Origin of the sequence: Bacillus sp. LK2 (assembly GCF_001043575.1) — a bacterium.
GTDB classification, from domain to species: Bacteria; Bacillota; Bacilli; order Bacillales; family Bacillaceae_G; genus Bacillus_A; species Bacillus_A paramycoides.
On the sequence record NZ_LDUK01000018.1, the window covers coordinates 60,240 to 80,430 of the forward strand.

A 20,191-nucleotide genomic window follows, 5' to 3' on the forward strand; every position below is an offset into this window, starting at 1 on the left:
GAATCGTATGAAAGGGAATAATATATTATCTTCACTATGCTACTTTAGTATCTTTTTTGCACCATTTTTACTACCAATTATCGTTTACTTCGTTGCGGAAGATGAAGTAAAACATCATGCAAAAAAGGCATTTTGGTCACACGTTTTCCCGTATGTAATCCTATTTGGTGGATTAGCATTATCAGGAGTATACGGCTTAAGCTTCAATCAGTCTGAGAGCGTTGGAATTGGGATGATTATAACGTATGCAGTGTTTATTCTTGTAGGGATTTACTATTTCATTTGGAATATTGTTAAAGGTATTAAAGTTTTGAAAGCGGCTTAACAAGAATTACTATCATATAAATCCGTCGTTATTTGTCGAATCGTTGATATATTCAAAAAACGTTAATATAATGAAAGAAACGGTCGAAATATTTAAATTATCGTCGTCATAATTTCATTTACCGTAATAAAAGACACTTTAAAAAAGAGCAATTCGCAAAGAATTGCTCTTTTTGTGCTTATAAGTTGTGAATATTAAAAAAGATGTGTTAATTTTTCATTATGAAGAGAAAAAAGGAGTGATTTTTATGAATGAGATTATACATAAAATGGAGCAACACGTTTCAGTTCGTAAATATAAAGAAGAACCAATTTCAAAAGATGTAGTGGAAAGAATGGTGCAAGCTGCTCAGCATGCTGCTTCTTCACATTTTGTTCAGGCGTATTCGGTTATTTATGTAACAGATAAGGAACTAAAAGTTAAATTAGCAGAGCTATCTGGAAATCGTCATGTGAAAGATTGTGCGGCGTTCTTTATTTGTTGTGCGGATTTAAAGCGTCTCGAAATTGCATGCGAAAAACACGGTACAGAGATTAAACATGAGGGAGTAGAGGACTTCATCGTGGCAACAGTAGATGCCTCATTATTTGCACAAAACTTAGCACTTACAGCAGAATCATTAGGATACGGCATTTGCTATATCGGTGGAATTCGTAACAATCCGAAAGAAGTGAGCGAATTGCTTCATTTACCGGATAAAGTATATCCTGTGTTCGGAATGACAGTCGGTGTACCAGATGAAGATCATGGAGTTAAACCGCGGTTACCAGTAGCAGCCATTCTTCATGAAAATGGATACGATGAAAAGAAATATGATGAATTGTTAAACGAATATGATGATACGATGAGTGCGTATTATAAAGAAAGATCGTCAAATCAAAAAAAAGTAACATGGACTGAATCAATGAGTTCATTTATGGCCAAAGAGAAGAGAATGCATATGAAAGAGTTTTTGAGTGAGAAAGGATTTAATAAGAAATAAGTAAAAAGGGCAAACCTGAGACGTGGGTTTGTCCTTTTTTTAGAGGAGAAGTATGCGGTCTTTACTTTATAAAATATTTAATGTGAAAAGCGGCATAATAGCCGCTTTTTCCGTTTAGTTAATATTCTAATGATGATCCTGTAGGTTTAAAATATTTTTCTCTTGAAGGAGTCATTACTCGGATTGCTAATAAACAGGAAAGGAAAAGGATGAGTAAAGAGCTACTTATCACAGTAATTTGAACGGAAAGAAACTGTGCAGATGCTCCAATTGCTAAAATGAAAAAGATTTGGATAAAGTTTTTTATTGAGTCAAATACGCTATCGATCCGTCCTATCATATGTACTGGGATGTTATTTTGATAAAATGTTATAAATCCAGTACCAGCAAATGATGAAGAGATTCCAAGCAAAATAAAACCACTTGCTGCGACCGTAAATGAATTTGAAAAGGCGAAAATCACATAGCCTACTGCTGTAAAAATCATACCTAAGCCGATGCAATATTGAATCGGTAATCGTTTTACAAAGAGAGAGACAAGAAATGAACCGCAAACGTAAGCTGCCCCGGTTATACTAACGAGCATGCTATATTTTACATCTGATAAAAACAGTACTTGTCTTGTAAAAACAACTTCTTGTGAATCCAGTGCCATTGAGACAAGCATTGTGGCTTGGAATAGAACGAATACGAGAATAATGTACGTTTCAGTCCGTGCGAATGAAAAGACTTGTTTCCAATCGCTTCGTAGTGTTTGTACGAAAGTATTTGTAACCTCTTTGTTTTGCTTTGTTTGTAATGTGATGTTTGGCAAGAAGTAAATGAGAATGGTAGAAAGTAGAAATGAAATTGAGTTGCAGTAAATAACAAAGGCTGCCGAGTATGTAGTGAGAAGTATTCCAGCAAGAGCCGGACCGATAATAAAAGCCCCATTTGTACACAGGCTATTCCAAGCATTAAATTGAGCACGTTCTTCAGCTGGTATAAGCATGGTTTTATAAGTGAATGAAGCTGGATCGAAAAATGATGTAGCAATACGAGTCAAAAAGATAAAAATATAAATTGCCCAAATAGAATCAAATAGTGGAATACAGCCGATGAGCACTGCTCGAATCATATCTGTGATAAGCATAATTGACCGTTTGTTTAAACGATCTACTATACTACCAGACCATATTTTTGTGACAACGGTGGCAATTGGACCAACGATCCATAATCCTGCTACAGCAGCGGGAGAGTTTGTACTATTTAACACCATTAAGTTTAGAGCTATGAGGTACATAAAATCACCTAAACGAGAAATGCCTGTTCCCGACAATAATAATAGTTTATTTTTCATGGGCATATGGACCTTTCTTTCATTGTTTTTTTATACGGCAGGAAATAGCATATTCCTTTTCAGAGTTTGATTGACGAGCGGTTTTGTTTTCCCATCGTAATAAAACTTGTGAAATCTCCCAAGTGAGTTGTTGTAATTCCTCTGGAGTTAAAAATAAATGAGAAACAATGTGACTCCCTGTATTTGTTCCTTCCGTGCCCGCTTCTTCAATATAAAAATGAGCAGACTTTGCTTTGTAATATTTTTCTATAATTCCCCGTTTTTCTTTTGTATCTACTAATTCAAGTAACCCTCCGTCATATAAAATTTGAATGTGATAGTGAACACTACCAGCAGATTTATTTAGTTTAGTAGCTACTTGCTTTGCAGTGAGTGTTTCGTCTTTTAAAAGGTGAAGAATTTGAATACGAGTTGCATTGGAAATTAGCTTTTGTTGTTCAGCTGAAATGGTAAGTCGATCCTCGAACATTATGGTAGCTCCTTTCTTATAATCTAATTTTATTGTACGTTCTAAAAAATTAGAACGTAAGAGAAATAAATCGCCTTTTTCCTGTGAATTTCGACATACATAAAAATAGCATGTACATATACATGCTATTATGTGATAGTAGATTCTTCACTAAGTTCCCCGCGATAAAATAAGAAAAGCCATATAAAGCTAACGAAAATACAGCATATAGCTAGCGAACTACCGATTATTTGCGGAGAAAATATTTCTAAAAGCCCTCCGGTAATAAACATAGAGATCCGTAAACGAAGACTCTGTTATGTTATAGACGAATGTTAATACAGCTGCAGTATGAAACCAATCTCCAAGTATACTGAACGTTTGACCTTAAAATAGTTTTTGGAAGTTTTCCTCTCAATCCTTTCGACATATGCTGAAGAGCTCCCAACATCATGGTTGCATCCCTTTTTGAATATTAGTAATACTTACTTACAAATTAAAATCTTTAATTTTATTTAATTATAATTTATAAGTATACTTAACGTAACAATATTTTGAATATTCACAATAGTTACCGTTTAAACACTTGCATATGAATAAAGGGGGGAATCATTTAATGAGTTCTAATTTAGACGGAAATCTAAAAAGAAGTGCAAGTAAGTTCCCAGACAGTATCGCTTATATCTATAGAGATAAAAGTGTTACTTATAAAGAACTAAATCAGCAGGTAGATCAATTGGCTGCTGGTTTGTCTGCCCAAGGAATTGGGAAGGGAGATGGAGTGGCTCTTTTATTAAGAAATAGCCCGGAATTTCTCATTACGTATTACGGCATTTTACGATTAGGTGCATTTGTTGTTCCGATGAATCCTTTGTATACCAAAGAGGAAATCAACTACATTTTAGACGATAGCCAAGTTAAAGCGGTTATTGCTCACGTATCTGTAGAACCGAAGTTATCAGAAGTAAAGGAACAATTGAAAAATCTAAAGGTAGTCATTTATACAGATGCCGAGGATCAGGAATGTACATGGGAGCATCTGATGGAAACAAATAATAATGTTTGGCTAAGCCCTTTCATTGATCAGGAAGACCTTGCAGTCATTTTATACACATCAGGAACAACAGGGAAACCAAAGGGTGCGATGTTATCACATCGGAATTTGGCTTCGAATGCAGACGCCATTTCAGAATTAATTGAACTTCATGATAAAGATTGTGTAGTAGCTGTTCTACCGATGTTCCATGTTTTTTGTATGACTATTTGTCTGAATGCCCCAATTGCTTGCGGGGCAACTGTCCTGATCCTACCTAAATTCAGCCCTCTTGATGTAATTAATACCATTCGAGAAAAAAAGGCAACAGTGTTTGCTGGAGTTCCTACAATGTATAATTTTATCTTGCAATTGCCTGAATCCACTGCAGAAGATTTCTTATCCATTCGCTTGTGTATCTCAGGAGGCGCATCGATTCCGGTCGAGCTGCTACAAAAATTTGAAAACAAATATAACGTTTTTATCTTGGAAGGGTATGGCCTTTCGGAAACTGCTCCTCTTGTCGCTATTAATCCTTTAAAGGGAACCCGCAAACCAGGCTCTATCGGCCTAAATATACCAGGACTCAAGAGCAAAATTGTCAATGAGGACGGAAAAGAATTGCCCAGAGGCGAAGTCGGAGAATTAGTAGTTCAAGGGTCAAACGTAATGAAGGGATACTTGAGGATGCCGGAAGCTACTTCAGCGGTCTTAATAGATGGATGGTTTTACACTGATGATCTAGCAACAATGGATGAAGAAGGATACATCTACATCGTGGATCGCAAGAAGGACATGATTATTGTTGGTGGATACAATGTATATCCTCGTGAAGTGGAGGAAGTTCTGTATCAACATCCTGCTGTTATAGAGGCGGCCGTAATCGGAGTTTCCGATGGAGAATACGAAGAAAAAGTAAAAGCTTATGTCGTAGTCACTGATGAGCGAATCACCATGAATGACATTATTCAATTTTGTCAGGATAAGCTGGTTAAGTACAAGCTTCCTAGTCAAGTGGAATTTTCTAAAGGGTTACCTAAGAACTCAACAGGGAAAATTTTGCGCAGAGAGTTAAGACAATTGATTGAAGTTAAGTAAGAAACTAACTAACGATATTATTGAAGGAGGATTATTTATGTCGCTCATTTTAAAGGAAAAAGTTCAAGGACCAGTAGCGTGGAAAGGTATTGATCTAGCTAAAGATGATTCGTGGGTTTATTATTTGTCCGAGAAAACAATAGCATCTCTTGAAAGCGCTTTATTCCATATTAAACAAAAGGGTTTAAAAGCACCTAATTTTAACAAGGAAGACTTTCTGATTCCAGATATCTCTGACGAAATTGCATACTTTATGGAAGAATTAGAGAATGGGAGGGGCTTTCTATTAATTCGTGGGTTGCCAATGGAAAGGTATACGGATGAAGAAGTGAGTATCATTTATTGGGGGCTCGGTCTTCACATGGGCATTCCGGTATCACAAAACGCAAATGGTGACCTCTTAGGGCACGTCATTGATCAAGGTCTGAGTTTAGAAAATTCAAATGTACGCGGTTACCAAACGAAACTGCATCTTCCTTTTCACGCAGATGGATCTGATGTCGTCGGATTATTAAGCCTTCGAAAAGGGAAATCTGGGGGTTTCAGTAGTATCATAAGTTCAATGGCTGTTTATAATGAAATTCTTGAGAAGTACCCAGAGTATTTGGGAATTCTCTGTCGTCCATTCATCTTTGATCGTCGTGGTGAGGAATCGCCAGGTGAATCGCCAGTATTTACATCACCAATTTTCAGTTATTATGATGGTAAATTGAGCTGCAGATATGTCCGTACATTTATAGAATCAGCACAAGCGAAAACAGGTATCCATTTGTCAAAAGTTGAAATCGAAGCTTTAGACATACTGGATTCTATCCTTCATGATGAAAATATGCATTATAATATGATGTTGGAAGAAGGTGATATGCAATTCGTCAATAATTATACAGTTCTTCACTCACGTACTCAATACGAAGACTATGAAGAACCAGAACGCAAACGCCATTTATTAAGATTATGGCTCACGATGCCAAATGGCCGAGAAATTGCACATGATTTCGCGATGTTTATTGATGAGAAAACAGGTAAAGCGGGTCGTGGCGGTATTCCCGTCCGTGGAAAAACATCTGGCGGTATTATAGAAAACTTAAAGTAATTGGGTTTAAATCACAAAGACTTACCTGTATAAATCGATTCATTAGAACACCAATTGATTCATGTAATGGGGGGCGCCTTTTCAGATGGCAGGAAAAGGTTTTCCCTTGATGGTAAAAATAGGGGGGATTTATACGTTGAGCACTCCAAAATATTCTTGGATTATATTATTATTTCTAGTTGCTTCAGGTATGATCAACCAAGTTGATAAAATTATCATTGGCTTGGTTTCCGTTCCCCTAATGAAAGAGTTACATTTAAGCCCTTCACAATGGGGATTGGTCGGAAGTTCCTTCTTTTGGTTCTTTACCTTTTCCTCTATCATTCTTGGTGGTATGGCCGATTCTAAAAACACGAAAAAAATGTTAACTTGGATGTCACTTACATGGTTGATTATTCAATTTCTCACACCTTTTGTGTCCAGTCTGTCTCTACTAGTCTTTACAAGAATGATCTTGGGAGCAGGAGAGGGTCCAGCCCCTGCCTTATCAACGGCAATAATGGGAAAATGGTTCCCGAAACATAGACATGGTATAGGCTTTGGTGCAGTTCTGTTAGGAACGACAGGCGGATCAGCTATTGCTTCACCATTATTAATCTCCTTAATCGATCAATATGGATGGAGATCTGCTTTTATAGCCATGGGGATTGTTGGACTTATTGTGCTAGTTTTATGGGTCATTTTCGGTAAAGAAAGTCCACAAGAAATCGGGTTACCTTCTTTTCATCAAGAGGAGCAGCATTCATCAACCCTTTCTAAGGTTTCTTGGCGTCAGTTTCTTCCGCATCTTTTATCTAAAAATTTTGTTTTTACCGTTTTATGTGGAGGCTGTGCCTATTGGCTTTTGTCTGTTCAAGCAATATGGTTTCCGGCATACTTTACCAAAGTTCAACATTTTAATGGTCAAACATTAAAACTAGCGGTGTCACTACCTTTTCTTTTCGCTGCCATTAGCCAAATCGGATTATCCATGCTATCAGACCGGATTTATCGCAAAACTGGGGATATTCGTAAAGCACGAATAAATCTTGCCGGTTCCATGATGGTGCTATCTGCTCTTTGTGTATATCTAGCAAATGCTGTGAATTCTTCTGCTGTGTCCATCCTGTTCTTCACCCTTGCTCCAGGTTTTGCGTATGTCATTCTTTCACTCGCACCCGCAATATTTATGGATTTTTTTTCTCCCAAAAACATCGGAAAGGCACAAGGGACGTTCATTGCTCTTGCAAGCTCAACAAGTATTATTGCTCCACTCGTATTCGGGTATTTTATCCAATATGCAGCGACTGAGGCAATGGGATATCGTTATGGATTTCAAGTAACTGCTTTGGGGATGTTCGTTATCGGATTATTATTTTGGATTGTTGTACGTCCCGCAAAGCAAAGCAACACAAAAATAAAAGCAGAGGGGCAAGCAAAGGTACAGTAATAACTTCAACGAAGAATCGTCTTAGTTAGTGAATATATCAAATTGAGGTAAGGTGACCATAACTATGCTGATGGATTATTTGGTCAATGACTCTATTACTTAGTTTTTTGAAAGGGTTGTTTGTGAGATTGGATGTCGGTATAAATTAATACAACTTACTTATAATTGTATTTAATTTGTAAGTGTAAAAATAAAATTCAGAATATTCTGTACTCTTATTGGTGTAAATGTTATCGATGTTTTGGGAGATAGCGAGAGGCTCGGGTCAAAGGCGGTTAAAACACTTCTCTTTTCTTCATTGTTAATGCTAAAAAAATTCAGTCATCTTAAGTAGGAAAATAACCAAATTAATAAAGGAGGATTATTTATGTCGATCATTTTAAAGGAAAAAATTCAAGGGCGTTCAGTGTGGAAAGGTATTGAATTAGCTAAAGATGATTCATGGATTTATTATTTGTCCGAGAAAATGATTGCTGCACTTGAGAAGGCTGTATTACATGTTCAGCGTAAGGGATTAAAAGCACCTGATTTTGGAAAAGAAGATTTCCCGATTTCGGATCTTGCTGATGAAATCACTTACTTTGTTGACGAGCTGGAGAATGGTAGAGGGTTCCTATTGATTCGTGGATTGCCAATGGAACGTTATACTGATGAAGAAGCGAGCATCATTTACTGGGGGCTCGGACTTTACCTAGGTATTCCAATCATTCAAAGCAAAAAAGGTGACCTTTTAGGGCATATCAAAGACGTAGGTCTCGACTTTAAAAATACAAGTGTACGAGGTTACCAAACGAATGTACACCTTCCTTATCACACAGACCTCGCTGATGTAGTTGGCTTACTATGCCTTCGCAAAGCGAAATCTGGTGGTTTAAGTAGTATCGCAAGTTCTATGGCTATTTATAATGAAATTCTTGAGAAGTACCCAGAGTATCTTGGAATTCTGTATCGTCCATTCTTCCATGATCTTCGCGGGGAAGAAACACCAAGTTCATCTCCAGTAGTTTCATCACCAATCTTTAGTTATTACGATGGTAAATTGAGCTGCAGATGGATACGAAATTATATCGAATCTGCACAAACAAAAACAGACGTTTCTTTGACGAAATTAGAAATCGAAGCATTTGATTTACTAGATTCCCTTACTCATGATAAGAACATGCATATTGATATGATGATGGAACCAGGTGATATGCAATTCGTTAATAATTATACAGTTATGCATTCACGCACAGTATTTGAAGATTATGAAGAAGATGACCGCAAACGTCATTTATTAAGATTGTGGCTTATGATGCCAAATGGTAGAAAAATTGCCCCAGATTTCGAGTTTTATATTGGAGGAGTGCCTGTAAATAGATAAAGTGAAATTTCTATCAGTGGGGGCCTCATCCCCTGCTGATGGAAAGCTCGTCCAATTGGGCTCTTACTGCTAGTTAATGCGGGATAAACAGCTGGTGATAAGTAAAATCATCATTTTTTTTTATATCAAGCGGTATGGTGATTTTATTCATCGAAATAAGGTGAATAAAATCACCATTGTATGTTTTTTTATGATGAAGTGAAGGTTTCAGGACAGGAAGAAAGGTTTAGGAGATATTCAAGTTAGTATTAAAATAAATTGAAGTGAGGATGATGTTTCTTGGCAAATTTAGATCCGCAAGCAGAAAAATATTTACAAGTATATAATCAGATGCCGCCTATTCATACGATGGATCCTAAGGCAGTAAGAGATATGCTTTCCAATGCACCGCGCCCTGCTGTAAAATTAGATCTGGTTTCAAAGGTAGAAAATTTAATGATACCGGTAAGTCAAGATGAAGAAATCAAATGTAGGGTATACATACCGGAGGGGGAAGGTCCCTTCCCAATATTTATTTATTACCATGGCGGAGGATGGGTTCTAGGAGACATTGAAGTGGTGGATGCAAGTTGCCGAATGATCGCAAATAGAACGGCTAGTATTGTCGTATCTGTAAACTATCGTCTCGCTCCAGAGTATAAGTTCCCTACTCCAGTTGAAGACGCATATGCGGCATTGGAATGGTTTTATGAAAAAGGATCCTCCTTTAACGGAGATGTTACTAGAGTGGCAGTCGGAGGGGATAGCGTGGGTGGAAATCTAGCAACAGTAGTTACTATGATGGCGAGAGACAGAAAAGGCCCTAACATCACTGCGCAGGTCTTAATCTACCCTACGACAAATCTTAAGTTTAATACGGAATCCCATCAAACATTTGCAAAAGGATTTGGGCTAGATCGCGAACAGCTGGTTTGGTTCCGTGATCATTATTTAAGGAATGATGAGGACAGGTATAATGAATACGCTTCTCCTTTGGTTGCTGAAGATTTAAGTGGTCTCCCGCCAGCAATCGTAATCACCGCAGAAAATGATGTGCTTCGGGATGAAGGAATGGCTTATGCTGAACGTCTGAAAAAATTTGGTGTACAAGTTGAATATGCATGTGAACCTGGTATGATCCACGGCTTTTTTGCACACATGGCTATTTTCTCTAAGAACATTGAATCAACGGTTTCTAAGATTGACAAGTTCTTGAATACTGCTAAATATACAATAGGGATAGATTGAAATCGAAAAGTTATAAAAAACGAGCCCCAGCTTTTAGCGAGGCTCGTTTTTAAATACACTATTATTGGCAATATAAGATACAGTTACAATATCTATCCTAGCTTTTTAGTAAAAAACGGTATCTCCAATTCCGCCGGTTACTGAAATGACATCACCAGTAATAGATGCCGCCAAAGGTGAAGCCAAGAAGGTAATGACATTAGCAATTTCCTCTACTGTGATCAAGCGACCGATTGCATTGAGTGCGGCCATCTGACGTAAAGCCTCTTCGTTAGTGACTCGATTTCTAAACATTTCCGTATCGACAATCCCTGGATAAACAGCATTGACGTTAATTCCATGCTTTCCTAATTCCAATGATGCAGATTTTGTTAAATGGACAACAGATGCATTACGTGGACCAGAACTAAAATAATTGCCGCCAATTCTAGCAGCCAGACCACTTATACTTATAATACGTCCCCAATTATTTTCTATCATATAGGGAGCTACAGCTCGGATACACCGAAAATAGCCCATATACTTTTCTTCAAAATCTTTCAAAATAAGTTCATCTTTAATACTATTAAAATCTTCTGGCTCAAAGCCACCAACACGGGCTCCACTGTTGACTAAAATATCGATGCCTCCCATTGCTGCTGCTGATTTTTCAACTAAATTTAGAATAGAGTCAGGATCAGTAGTATCTGCTACAATCGGGTAGATATTTCTATTTGTTTCTTGGGCTAATTCCTCTGCTGTAACTTTTAGTGAGGATTCGTTTCTTGAACAAATCGTACAATCTACACCTTCCAGAGCCAACTGGCGGGCAGTAGCTTTACCAATCCCACGGCTTCCTCCAACAATAAGTGCTTTTTTTCCAGATAACTTTAAGTCCATATTTTAACCCCCCGTTTTGATTTAACCGTAAAAGACTAAACTTGGAAATTAATTCCCGGAATATTAAATCATTTCTATTTTTAATTCTACAGATAAATTATAATTAAATAAAATTAAAGATTTTAATTTGTAAATAAGTATTACTAATATAAATAATTATTTTATAAATAATGAAAACAGGACTGATACTTTACTATTTAAAATGTATAGGTCTTGTACGATCGAATAGGCTCTTCAAGAGGAGGAACGTACTCCTATTCTTGTTTATTCCGCTATTTGTGTCCATCTCAAAGTTGCGAGATGCGAAGAAGATAGGTAAAGAGAGGTGTTTTGTGATTTCATAAATATATTGTAATTGTTTACTTTCTATAACTGTATCCCTTTTGAATATTAGCGATATTTACTTACATATTAAAACTTTTAATTTTATTTATCTGAAAATTATGAATATAATTTAAATAACAATCCATACAGTTGTATCGGTTGTTATTTAAAGCACTTTCGTTTAGACGGAGAAGGAGGACAGTACTTAAGAATTTATAATTTATTTGACAAAGAATTTGAGAAGGGAGATGGAGTCAATCTTTTATTAGGAAACAATCTATAAAAATATGAGAACGCTTTCATAATTAAGGGGCCTTGTATTAATTTTATACACATTATGAAGAACCGGAACGTAAACGTCATTTACTAAGATTATGGCTCACGATACCAAATGGCCGAGTAGTTGCACGTGATTTTGCGATGTTTATTGATGAGAAGACAGGTAAAGCAGGTCCTGGTGGTATTCCCGTACGTGGGAAAACAGCTGGTGGTATTGTAGAAAACTTAAGGTAAGGGGAGATTGTTATATTGAACACCCCAAAATATTCTTGGATTATATTATTATTTATAGTTGCTTCAGGTATGATCAACCAAGTTGATAAAATTATCATCGGTTTGGTTTCCGTTCCCGTAATGAAAGAGTTACATTTAAGTCCTTCGCAATGGGGATTGGTGGGAAGTTCCTTCTTTTGGTTCTTCACCTTTTCTTCTATCATTCTTGGGGGCATGGCCGATTCCAAAAATACGAAAAAAATGTTAACTTGGATGTCGCTGGCATGGTTGATTGTTCAATTTGTTACACCTTTTGTTTCTAGTCTATCCCTGCTAGTCTTTACAAGAATAATCTTGGGAGCAGGCGAAGGCGCAGCCCCTGCTCTATCAACGGCTATAGTGGGAAAATGGTTCCCAAAACATAGACATGGTATAGGCTTTGGTGCTGTTCTCTGTGGAGCAACAATTGGGCCTGCAATTGCTACACCATTATTAATCTCCTTAATCAATCAATATGGATGGAGATCTGCTTTTCTAGTTATGGGGATTGTTGGACTGATTGTATTAGTTTTGTGGGTCATTTTCGGTAAAGAAAGTCCGCAAGAAATCGGGTTGCCTTCTTTTCATCAAGAGGAGCAGCATCCATCAACCCTCTCAAAAGTTTCTTGGCGTCAGTTTCTGCCGCATCTTTTATCTAAAAATTTTGTTTTTATCATTTTGTGTGGAGGTTGTGCCTATTGGTTATTGTCTGTTCAAGCTATATGGTTTCCGGCATACTTTACTAGGGTTCAACATTTTGATAATCAAACATTAAAATTAGCTGTGTCGTTACCTTTTCTTTTCGCTGCTATTAGCCAAATTGGCTTTTCTATGCTATCAGACCGGATTTATCGAAAAACTGGGGATATTCGTAAAGCACGAATAAATGTTGCCGGTTCCACCATGGTGCTATCTGCTCTTTGTATATATATAGCAAATGCCGTGAATTCAAGTGCTATATCCATTTTGTTTTTCACCCTTGCTCCAGGTTTTGCGTATGTCATTCTTTCACTTGCGCCTGCAATATTGATGGATTTTTTTTCTCCAAAAAACATCGGAAAAGCACAAGGGATTTACGTTGCTCTTGCAAGCTCAACAAGTATTATTGCTCCGCTCATATTCGGGTATTTCATCCAGTATGCAGCGACTGAGGCAATGGGATATCGTTATGGATTTCAAGTAACTGCTTTGTGTATGTTCGTTATCGGATTATTGTTTTTGATTGTTGTACGTCCCGCGAAGCAAAGCCACACAACAATAAAAGCAGAGGAGCAAGTAAGTATTTAATAATCAATGATGGATCGAGGAGGGAAAGAAAGGAGTAAATATGAAAAGGAGGCTGCATAAATGGATCGTTGTGTACATTGTCATGAAGTATTAGCCATTATGGAGCGGAATCGCAGTGAGTGCTGGAATTGTCAAGAGAAGATGTCCGAGACTTACTCGGATGATTATATTGAAGTAGAAGATGAAGTAAAATAGGTTGTACGACAGAATTTGGAGATTCGTAGATAGCAAAAAAAAGCAGGGTATCCTCTGAATTGAACCAACCTAAAAGAAATATTTAAGTGCTTATGAATCACCAAATCAATTGGAATGATTGCACCTTTTATGACAGGGGATAATTTTTTATTACGAAATCAGGAGCAAATGTAATGTCAAACTTTCAATGAAGACTTGGAAAACTCCGTCCATATTTATGGTAATTGTTCAATATTGATACTGTACTCCTTTTTGAATATTAATAATATTTATTTGCACATTAAAATCTTTAATTTTATTTAATTATAACTTATGAGTATAATCAATAACATAGTAAGTTTTAAAAATTTTGAATATTCTAAATTAGTAAGGGGGTCTAGAATGTCATCTACACAATTGTTTGATTTAACAGGACAGACAGCAATGGTTACCGGAGGTGGTAGCGGATTAGGGCGTGTAATGGCACTGGCGTTGGCTGAGGCCGGTGCAAATGTGGTAGTTTGCTCACGTCGTATAGAAGTTTGCGAAGAAGTTGTGAAAGAAATCGAGGCGTTAGGAGGACAAGCACTTGCCTTATCATTGGATATAACAGTGCCTGAATCTATCGCTCAAGGTGTGGAGATAGCGGTTTCTCATTTTGGGAAAATCGAAATTTTAGTCAACAGTAGCGGAACGGTTTTTGAAACGCCTGCTACAGACATGCCTTTAACACAATGGCAAGCTATGCTCGATACAAATGTGACAGGAACATTTTTAATGTGTCAGGCTATAGGAAGGCATATGATAGACAACGAATACGGAAAAATCATTAACATTTCGTCTTCAATCGGCTCTAAAGGTACTGACCCAGAAGCTGTAGATTCTGTAGGATATACAACAAGTAAGGGGGCAGTTATGACTTTAACAAAGGATCTTGCAGTTAAGTGGGGCCGCCATGGTGTACATGTGAATTCTATTGCTCCTGGAGTTTTCACTACTGGAATGAATAACCCAGAAATACCGGGAACACTTGTGCATAAGGCCGGTCCGATTATCGCCTCCCAAGTTCCAGTAAGAAGATTAGGTAGAGACAAAGATTTAGTAGGAGCAGTCCTTTATTTTGCTTCAGCAGCTTCTGATTATTGTACAGGACAGATATTGACTCTTGATGGGGGACTTGGTGCTAAGTAAATCCCACCCAAATAATTAAACTTAATTCGTGAATATATCAAATTGAGGGTGTGAATTAGTCGAATTTAATTATAAGTTAAAAATGATTATTCCACTTAATTTTTAATTATGAACACACTGAAAATGATAAATTCACAATGATTAATCAACTAAATATTGTAAGCGTTATCAATGTGTTGGTTTTAAAAAAATTGAAAGAGGGGATATAAATGAGCAACGTAAAAAATGTAAAAGAGGTAGTGGCATTTCATGCCAATAATATTTGTCCAGATGATTTACCTTGGATTCCTTATTTTGGAGATGCGAAGTTTAAATTGCTTAAGGCCAACCCGGTGACAGGACAGACGGTTACGCTATTAAAAGTTCCTGCGGCTATGCAACTTCCTGCTCATTTTCATCCTGGTACGGTAATTGTTTATACCGTCCAAGGCACTTGGAGATATCTCGAGGATCCTTGGGTCTCCAAAGCTGGTGATGTCGTTTATGAGCCAGCTGGCTCATCCCATACACCTCAAGCTGTAGGGGATGAAGAAGTTATTACGCTTAATATTGTTGAAGGAACATTAGACTATTTAGGTGAGAATGGAGAAATTATTGCCAGAGATAATTGGGAGTCATTTCTGAAAAAATACCATGATCATTGCGCAGCTGAAGGAATTGAACCTGTCGATGTGACTAAATTTTAAAGGATAGATTCGTAGAAAAGAGAAGCTCGACGTTCCTGCGACGAAGATGCTCCTCTTTTTTCTTTTTTAACTCTTAATAATTTGGGATTTTAGATGATGAATATATTTGTTGGCAAAAGTGGATAAATGTTTATTCTCTGATCGAACCATTCCTAAAGAAATATTTACAGTCCTATGATTTATCAAATCAACAGGAATAATATCACCATTGTTGATAGGGGGATAATTTTTCATTACGAAATCAGGAGCAAATGTAATAGCTAGACTTTCGATGATGGCTTGGAGAACTCCATCCATATTGTTTGATGTAAATAGGATTTTTAAGGGTTTATATTTGTTAAAGAAATCTTGAACAAAATACTGCATAAATTCACCTTTATATGTAACGAGAGTTTGATCAAGTATATCATGAGGAGTTATGGTACCAAGAAACGCTAAGGGAGAATGCTTGGAAACATATACTTTCTGTTTCCCTTCAAATAGTGTTTCAAAAGCTATTCCTTCCATATTTACATTTAAATCGGGCGAATACGTAATCAGTCCGATGTCGGTTTTATGCTGTCGAATATCTTCAATTACAGCATGTCCACTTTTTTCGGTAACCTCCACATTTACATGTGGATATTCCTGTCTAAAAGCAGCTATGGCTTTCACTAGAAACGTCGTCAATCCGGGTAAAGAAGATAACCTTAGTTCTCCCACTTCCATGGAGTTGAATGAGCTGGCTGTCTCCTTTATTTCTTCAATTTTTCTCAGTACTCCGTAGGCAAGTTTTAGAATGATTCTACCTTCATCGGTTGGTACAGCACCGTGGCCCCGTGAGCGATTAAGAATCTTTATCCCTAACTCCTTTTCTAAGCTGGTAATGGATTGGCTAATCGTAGATTGGGTCACATGAAGATTCTGTGCTGCTTTAGTCAGAGAACTGTGTTTTGAGACCTCAATAATATATACTAATTGCTCAATGTTCATGACCGCCCCCCTTTTCGAATATTAGTATTACTTACTTACAGATTAAAATCTTTAATTTTATTTAATTATAATTTATAAGTATAATTGATAACAATAATAAGTTTTGTAAAATTTGGAACATTCTAAAAATTTAAGATATCTAGAATGGTATCTAAACAATTGTTTGGTTTAACGGGACAGAAATAGTTACTGAAGGTAGTAGCGGGTTAACGGATCCTGAAAGCATTTGTGTTGGTAAAGGAAGATGCAAACGTTGTAGTATGTTCACGTTGTATAGGGGTTTACGAGAAAGTTGTGAAAGAAATCAAAGTATTAGGGAAACGAGCCCTTGTCCTAGCACTGGATGTAACAGATTCTGAATCTGTTGTTCAAGGCAGGGATAAAGCAATTTCTCATTGCTCAACTGGATAAATAAAACAGGGGGAGAAGACGGATGAGAACAGAAACTGTTTTAATTACAGGTGCTACAAAAGGAATTGGTTTGGAATTCGTTAAAATTTTCGCAGGTCATAGCTATAATTTGGTGTTAGTCGCCAGAGACGCAACGTTGTTGGAGCAACAAGCCGTGAATTTAAAAAAGGATTATGGTATGCAAGTAAATACTTTTGCCGGCGATTTAGGCAACTATACAACGGTAGAGAGCTTGCATCGACACTTGAAAACCGAGGGAATTGACATCGATATTTTGATTAATAATGCCGGAGCTGGCGGATTCGGACTTATGACGGAAGTGGATATTCAGAAGGAAATGGAATATCTGCAACTCAATATGATTTCACTTACGTATTTAACCAGACTTTTTGCGGATGACATGGTGAAACGAAAGCAAGGTAAAATTTTAAATGTGGCTTCACTGGCGGCCTTTCAGCCAGTTCCACGAATGTCGATGTATGGAGCGAGTAAATCGTACGTCTTATCCTTTTCGGAAGCGATTGCTGAAGAACTGAAAGGAACCGGTGTTCAAGTCTCAGTGCTATGTCCGAGTTTCACCAAAACAACACTCACGCAGCAATTCTCCGGGGCAGGCACGAAGGTGTTCAATAAGAACATGTTGGATCCACAAACGGTTGCCAAGTGCGGCTTTGAAGGATTAATGAAGAATAAAAGGGTAATCATCCCGGGCTTTAAAAATAAACTTATGGCTAAATCTGTGGGCCTGTTGCCAAGGAAATGGGTAACCATCTATACCCGAAAACTTCTTGAGCAAAAAGTGTAAATAAACATAAAATTCCTATCTTTGAAAGAATGAGAGTTTTTACACGTATCAGCCCTATATAATTTCTGTGGCAAATTGCACAATCGTGCTTAATAAAAGAAATTATCGGGTTTGATTTAGTTGAATAGCAAAGCGTGGGCCATTCAATCTTTAAAGAGCGCTCTCAAACCTTATACGATTTACGGAAAATATTATGCTTACGTTATGATTGGAGGAAGCTTCATGAAGCTGAAAAAAATTTAAATGAATACAATCAATTCAAACGCGAAATGGAAATATCAGCGCAGAAATATGGATTAACTAATCAAAAAACCGTTGAATTCAGCCAAAAGTTAGATTTAGTGGTCAATGAATTTATGATGATAAAATATTCAGAAGTAGACAAACAGGAGCGACTTGGGTAGGAGCTTATGTTTAATAGATGTTTCTAGAAATCATCTTTATCATATAAAACTGATAAAAAATTTTCCGAAAGAAAACGCAATAATTGTAGGCAGGCAGAAAAAATCAGCTAAAAAAGCCCTGTAAAACAAGTAAAGATATTTCGACCTCTTGGGATGAGATAATTGCAGAACAATTGAAGAAATGAAGGCCAGATAAATTTAAGAAGAAAGTGACTCCACAAAGTAAAGATTTTTTCATTTTTCGCTTTGAGAGTAAGTGTTACTGTAAAATATTAATGAAGGGGTGACATTATGTGGGTCTGTACCTCACACATGAAAGAAACATTACTATTTTTAGACACTCCCCATGTTAGCAAAGCTTCGTATCAAATTAAGTGTTCTCTTTGTGATAATCTTGCTACTGCAAAAGTTTATTATACTCATAGAACTTACCGTTATACTAAAAAACAATTCATGGATTCTTTATCAAAATCTTCCCCTATAAAATCTGGGTAATTAATTTTTGGACATACAATGCATAGCAACTTATGAACAGATAGTTCACAACTATCTTGTAATTGATTCTAAAATAAACTGTAAAAGTCGTCCCCGTTAGTCTGCAACTATGTTGTAATAATGAAAAAGAATGGGAGTGTTCCAAAAGTTCATTAAAAATGACCTTTTGGAGACATCTTCTTTTTATTCACCTTTATATGGATGAGTAAATGCTTCATATACAAGTAAATTTGTTGATTTTTTCTATGAATCTGTTTTAGGGGCTTTTTTTGAGTTATTGTTGTCCATTTCCATAAGTTATGTGCAACAGAAAGAAGTCACCATTTCACATCTATTTTTCGTTTGTCATATAACTTCTTTTCTCTGTTTTTGATTGGTAATAGAGACTTGAATCGATTTCGCTTTTCCTTCAAATAAAAATGGGGTTAACCCTAGTAGCTATTTAGCTACTTTTAGGCCAACCTCATTAAGTGATAGTAGATTCTTCACTAAGTTCCCCGCGATAAAACAAGAAAAGCCATATAAAACTAACGAAAATACAGCATATAGCTAGCGAACTACCGATTATTTGCGGAGAAAATATTTCTAAAAGCCATCCTGTTATAAACATTGATAACTGAATAAGAGATCCGTAAATGGAGTAGTGGAATGAGAAAACTTTACCAATCATGTTTTCTGACGTATACGTTTGTAGCAATGTCGTATCAAGTGGAACGATGATTCCTCCTGCTATACGCATACAGAGTAATGTAATGATACCGATAATAAGTTGATCGGATAGAATGAATCCGAGAAAGAAAAATCCTTGTAGTAAATAGGCCCAACCAAATGCTCTTTTCATTTTTTCTTCATTTTTAGATATATATAAGTTAACGAGAAGACTACCAATCATAAGTCCCGCTCCTTGAACTGTATATAAAATTCCGATGTTAGAGTGGAAAATTCTTTCGGCATAGATTGTTAGAAGCAGCTGATAAGTGCCTCCAATAATGCCCCATGAAATTCCGACAAGAATTAATGTTAAAATAATTTTTCTTTGTAATATGTATGTATAACCATCCTTTATATCAGTAATAAATGCTTTTTTCGTGTTAAAAGTATTACGAGAAGGGATATTCATTTTATAAATAATAAAGGCTGAAATAAAGTATGACAGGCTGTTCATTAAAAAAGCGATCTCAATATTTAAAGATTGTGCAATAATCCCACCTAAAGAAGCCCCCATAATAGACATAGAACCATTGATTGTACTAGAAAGAGAGTTAGCGGTTACTAAATGATTTCGATGCACGATATTCTTTAGAGTTGATTGCTTAGCAGGCTCGAATAAACAAGAGAGTACAGATAAACATATATTAGAAACGAAAATAATCTCAATTTTATAGAATGCAAATAAGTAAGTGAGGACGATAATCCCTCGTAGAATATCGGTGGAAATCATAATCTTCTTTTTGGAAAAACAGTCTACAATTCCACCTATGAATGGGCTAAGAAGGAGTTGAGGTAATCCTTTACTCATAAAAGTGAGCGCTATCATAAAAGGAGATTCTGTTATGCTATAGACGAATGTTAATAAAGCTACAGTATGAAACCAATCTCCAAGTACGCTTAACGTTTGACCATAAAATAGTTTTTTGAAGTTTTTATTTGTTTTAAGCAGTGTGGAATAAGAAACTGATTGCGCTGACATAAAAA

19 protein-coding genes and 1 pseudogene are annotated in these 20,191 nt (G+C 36.6%); 14 read left to right on the forward strand and 6 right to left on the reverse strand.

The window, feature by feature from the left end:
- Nucleotides 1–7 precede the first annotated feature (7 nt).
- Nucleotides 8–325 carry a DUF4870 domain-containing protein gene (locus VK90_RS13065; protein WP_048373313.1) on the forward strand — a complete coding sequence of 106 codons (318 nt, stop codon included), beginning with the start codon at nucleotides 8–10 and terminating at the stop codon, nucleotides 323–325.
- Between the two features lie 247 nt (nucleotides 326–572).
- Nucleotides 573–1,307, forward strand: coding sequence for an oxygen-insensitive NADPH nitroreductase (gene nfsA / locus VK90_RS13070; RefSeq protein WP_048373315.1), 735 nt, complete (start codon nucleotides 573–575; stop codon nucleotides 1,305–1,307).
- A 118-nt stretch (nucleotides 1,308–1,425) separates the two neighbouring features.
- Here nfsA and VK90_RS13075 read toward each other — a convergent pair whose 3' ends face one another.
- The 3 genes and pseudogenes from VK90_RS13075 to VK90_RS28580 form a co-directional block, all read right to left on the reverse strand.
- The gene (locus VK90_RS13075) at nucleotides 1,426–2,646 is read right to left on the reverse strand and encodes an MFS transporter (protein ID WP_048373454.1); all 1,221 of its coding nucleotides are present in this window, start codon (nucleotides 2,644–2,646) and stop codon (nucleotides 1,426–1,428) included.
- 19 nt (nucleotides 2,647–2,665) lie between these two features.
- Nucleotides 2,666–3,115 (reverse strand): ArsR/SmtB family transcription factor, encoded by a 450-nt coding sequence (locus VK90_RS13080; RefSeq protein ID WP_048373317.1) that lies wholly within the window; start codon nucleotides 3,113–3,115, stop codon nucleotides 2,666–2,668.
- 128 nt (nucleotides 3,116–3,243) lie between these two features.
- Nucleotides 3,244–3,399, reverse strand: a pseudogene (locus tag VK90_RS28580) (MFS transporter); the annotation flags it as partial.
- Between the two features lie 311 nt (nucleotides 3,400–3,710).
- On the opposite strand from VK90_RS28580, the gene VK90_RS13085 reads away from it, so the two are divergent.
- From VK90_RS13085 to VK90_RS13105, 5 genes are all read left to right on the forward strand, one after another.
- Nucleotides 3,711–5,225, forward strand: coding sequence for a long-chain-fatty-acid--CoA ligase (locus VK90_RS13085; protein ID WP_048373319.1), 1,515 nt, complete (start codon nucleotides 3,711–3,713; stop codon nucleotides 5,223–5,225).
- A gap of 37 nt (nucleotides 5,226–5,262) precedes the next feature.
- On the forward strand, nucleotides 5,263–6,318 hold the full coding sequence (locus VK90_RS13090) for a TauD/TfdA family dioxygenase (protein ID WP_002171247.1): 1,056 nt from the start codon (nucleotides 5,263–5,265) through the stop codon (nucleotides 6,316–6,318).
- Nucleotides 6,319–6,403: 85 nt separating this feature from the next.
- A complete protein-coding gene (locus VK90_RS13095; protein ID WP_048373321.1) occupies nucleotides 6,404–7,747 on the forward strand; it encodes an MFS transporter in 1,344 nt (447 codons plus the stop codon).
- Nucleotides 7,748–8,114: 367 nt separating this feature from the next.
- The gene (locus VK90_RS13100) at nucleotides 8,115–9,110 is read left to right on the forward strand and encodes a TauD/TfdA family dioxygenase (protein ID WP_048373323.1); all 996 of its coding nucleotides are present in this window, start codon (nucleotides 8,115–8,117) and stop codon (nucleotides 9,108–9,110) included.
- Nucleotides 9,111–9,389: 279 nt separating this feature from the next.
- Entirely contained in the window at nucleotides 9,390–10,337 is a 948-nt protein-coding gene (locus VK90_RS13105; protein WP_048373325.1) for an alpha/beta hydrolase, read from the forward strand.
- A gap of 105 nt (nucleotides 10,338–10,442) precedes the next feature.
- Here VK90_RS13105 and VK90_RS13110 read toward each other — a convergent pair whose 3' ends face one another.
- Nucleotides 10,443–11,216 (reverse strand): SDR family NAD(P)-dependent oxidoreductase, encoded by a 774-nt coding sequence (locus tag VK90_RS13110; RefSeq protein ID WP_002171251.1) that lies wholly within the window; start codon nucleotides 11,214–11,216, stop codon nucleotides 10,443–10,445.
- Nucleotides 11,217–12,068: 852 nt separating this feature from the next.
- On the opposite strand from VK90_RS13110, the gene VK90_RS13115 reads away from it, so the two are divergent.
- The 4 genes from VK90_RS13115 to VK90_RS13125 all read left to right on the forward strand — a co-directional run bounded on the left by VK90_RS13115 (nucleotide 12,069) and on the right by VK90_RS13125 (nucleotide 15,409).
- Entirely contained in the window at nucleotides 12,069–13,358 is a 1,290-nt protein-coding gene (locus VK90_RS13115; RefSeq protein ID WP_048373326.1) for an MFS transporter, read from the forward strand.
- Nucleotides 13,359–13,418: 60 nt separating this feature from the next.
- Entirely contained in the window at nucleotides 13,419–13,553 is a 135-nt protein-coding gene (locus tag VK90_RS31095) for a hypothetical protein (protein WP_002171253.1), read from the forward strand.
- Between the two features lie 381 nt (nucleotides 13,554–13,934).
- Complete coding sequence (locus tag VK90_RS13120; protein ID WP_002171254.1) at nucleotides 13,935–14,723, forward strand: SDR family NAD(P)-dependent oxidoreductase; 789 nt, start codon at nucleotides 13,935–13,937, stop codon at nucleotides 14,721–14,723.
- 209 nt (nucleotides 14,724–14,932) lie between these two features.
- On the forward strand, nucleotides 14,933–15,409 hold the full coding sequence (locus VK90_RS13125) for a 2,4'-dihydroxyacetophenone dioxygenase family protein (RefSeq protein WP_002171255.1): 477 nt from the start codon (nucleotides 14,933–14,935) through the stop codon (nucleotides 15,407–15,409).
- 66 nt (nucleotides 15,410–15,475) lie between these two features.
- Here VK90_RS13125 and VK90_RS13130 read toward each other — a convergent pair whose 3' ends face one another.
- Complete coding sequence (locus VK90_RS13130; protein ID WP_002171256.1) at nucleotides 15,476–16,381, reverse strand: LysR family transcriptional regulator; 906 nt, start codon at nucleotides 16,379–16,381, stop codon at nucleotides 15,476–15,478.
- A gap of 228 nt (nucleotides 16,382–16,609) precedes the next feature.
- Between VK90_RS13130 and VK90_RS13135 the strand changes: the two genes are divergently transcribed.
- From VK90_RS13135 to VK90_RS30705, 3 genes are all read left to right on the forward strand, one after another.
- Entirely contained in the window at nucleotides 16,610–16,792 is a 183-nt protein-coding gene (locus tag VK90_RS13135) for a hypothetical protein (protein ID WP_231595861.1), read from the forward strand.
- Between the two features lie 22 nt (nucleotides 16,793–16,814).
- On the forward strand, nucleotides 16,815–17,597 hold the full coding sequence (locus tag VK90_RS13140; protein ID WP_002171257.1) for an SDR family NAD(P)-dependent oxidoreductase: 783 nt from the start codon (nucleotides 16,815–16,817) through the stop codon (nucleotides 17,595–17,597).
- A gap of 134 nt (nucleotides 17,598–17,731) precedes the next feature.
- A complete protein-coding gene (locus tag VK90_RS30705; RefSeq protein ID WP_048373330.1) occupies nucleotides 17,732–18,001 on the forward strand; it encodes an aspartyl-phosphate phosphatase Spo0E family protein in 270 nt (89 codons plus the stop codon).
- A gap of 961 nt (nucleotides 18,002–18,962) precedes the next feature.
- Here VK90_RS30705 and VK90_RS13155 read toward each other — a convergent pair.
- A complete protein-coding gene (locus VK90_RS13155) occupies nucleotides 18,963–20,186 on the reverse strand; it encodes an MFS transporter (protein ID WP_048373334.1) in 1,224 nt (407 codons plus the stop codon).
- Between the last annotated feature and the right edge of the window lie 5 nt (nucleotides 20,187–20,191).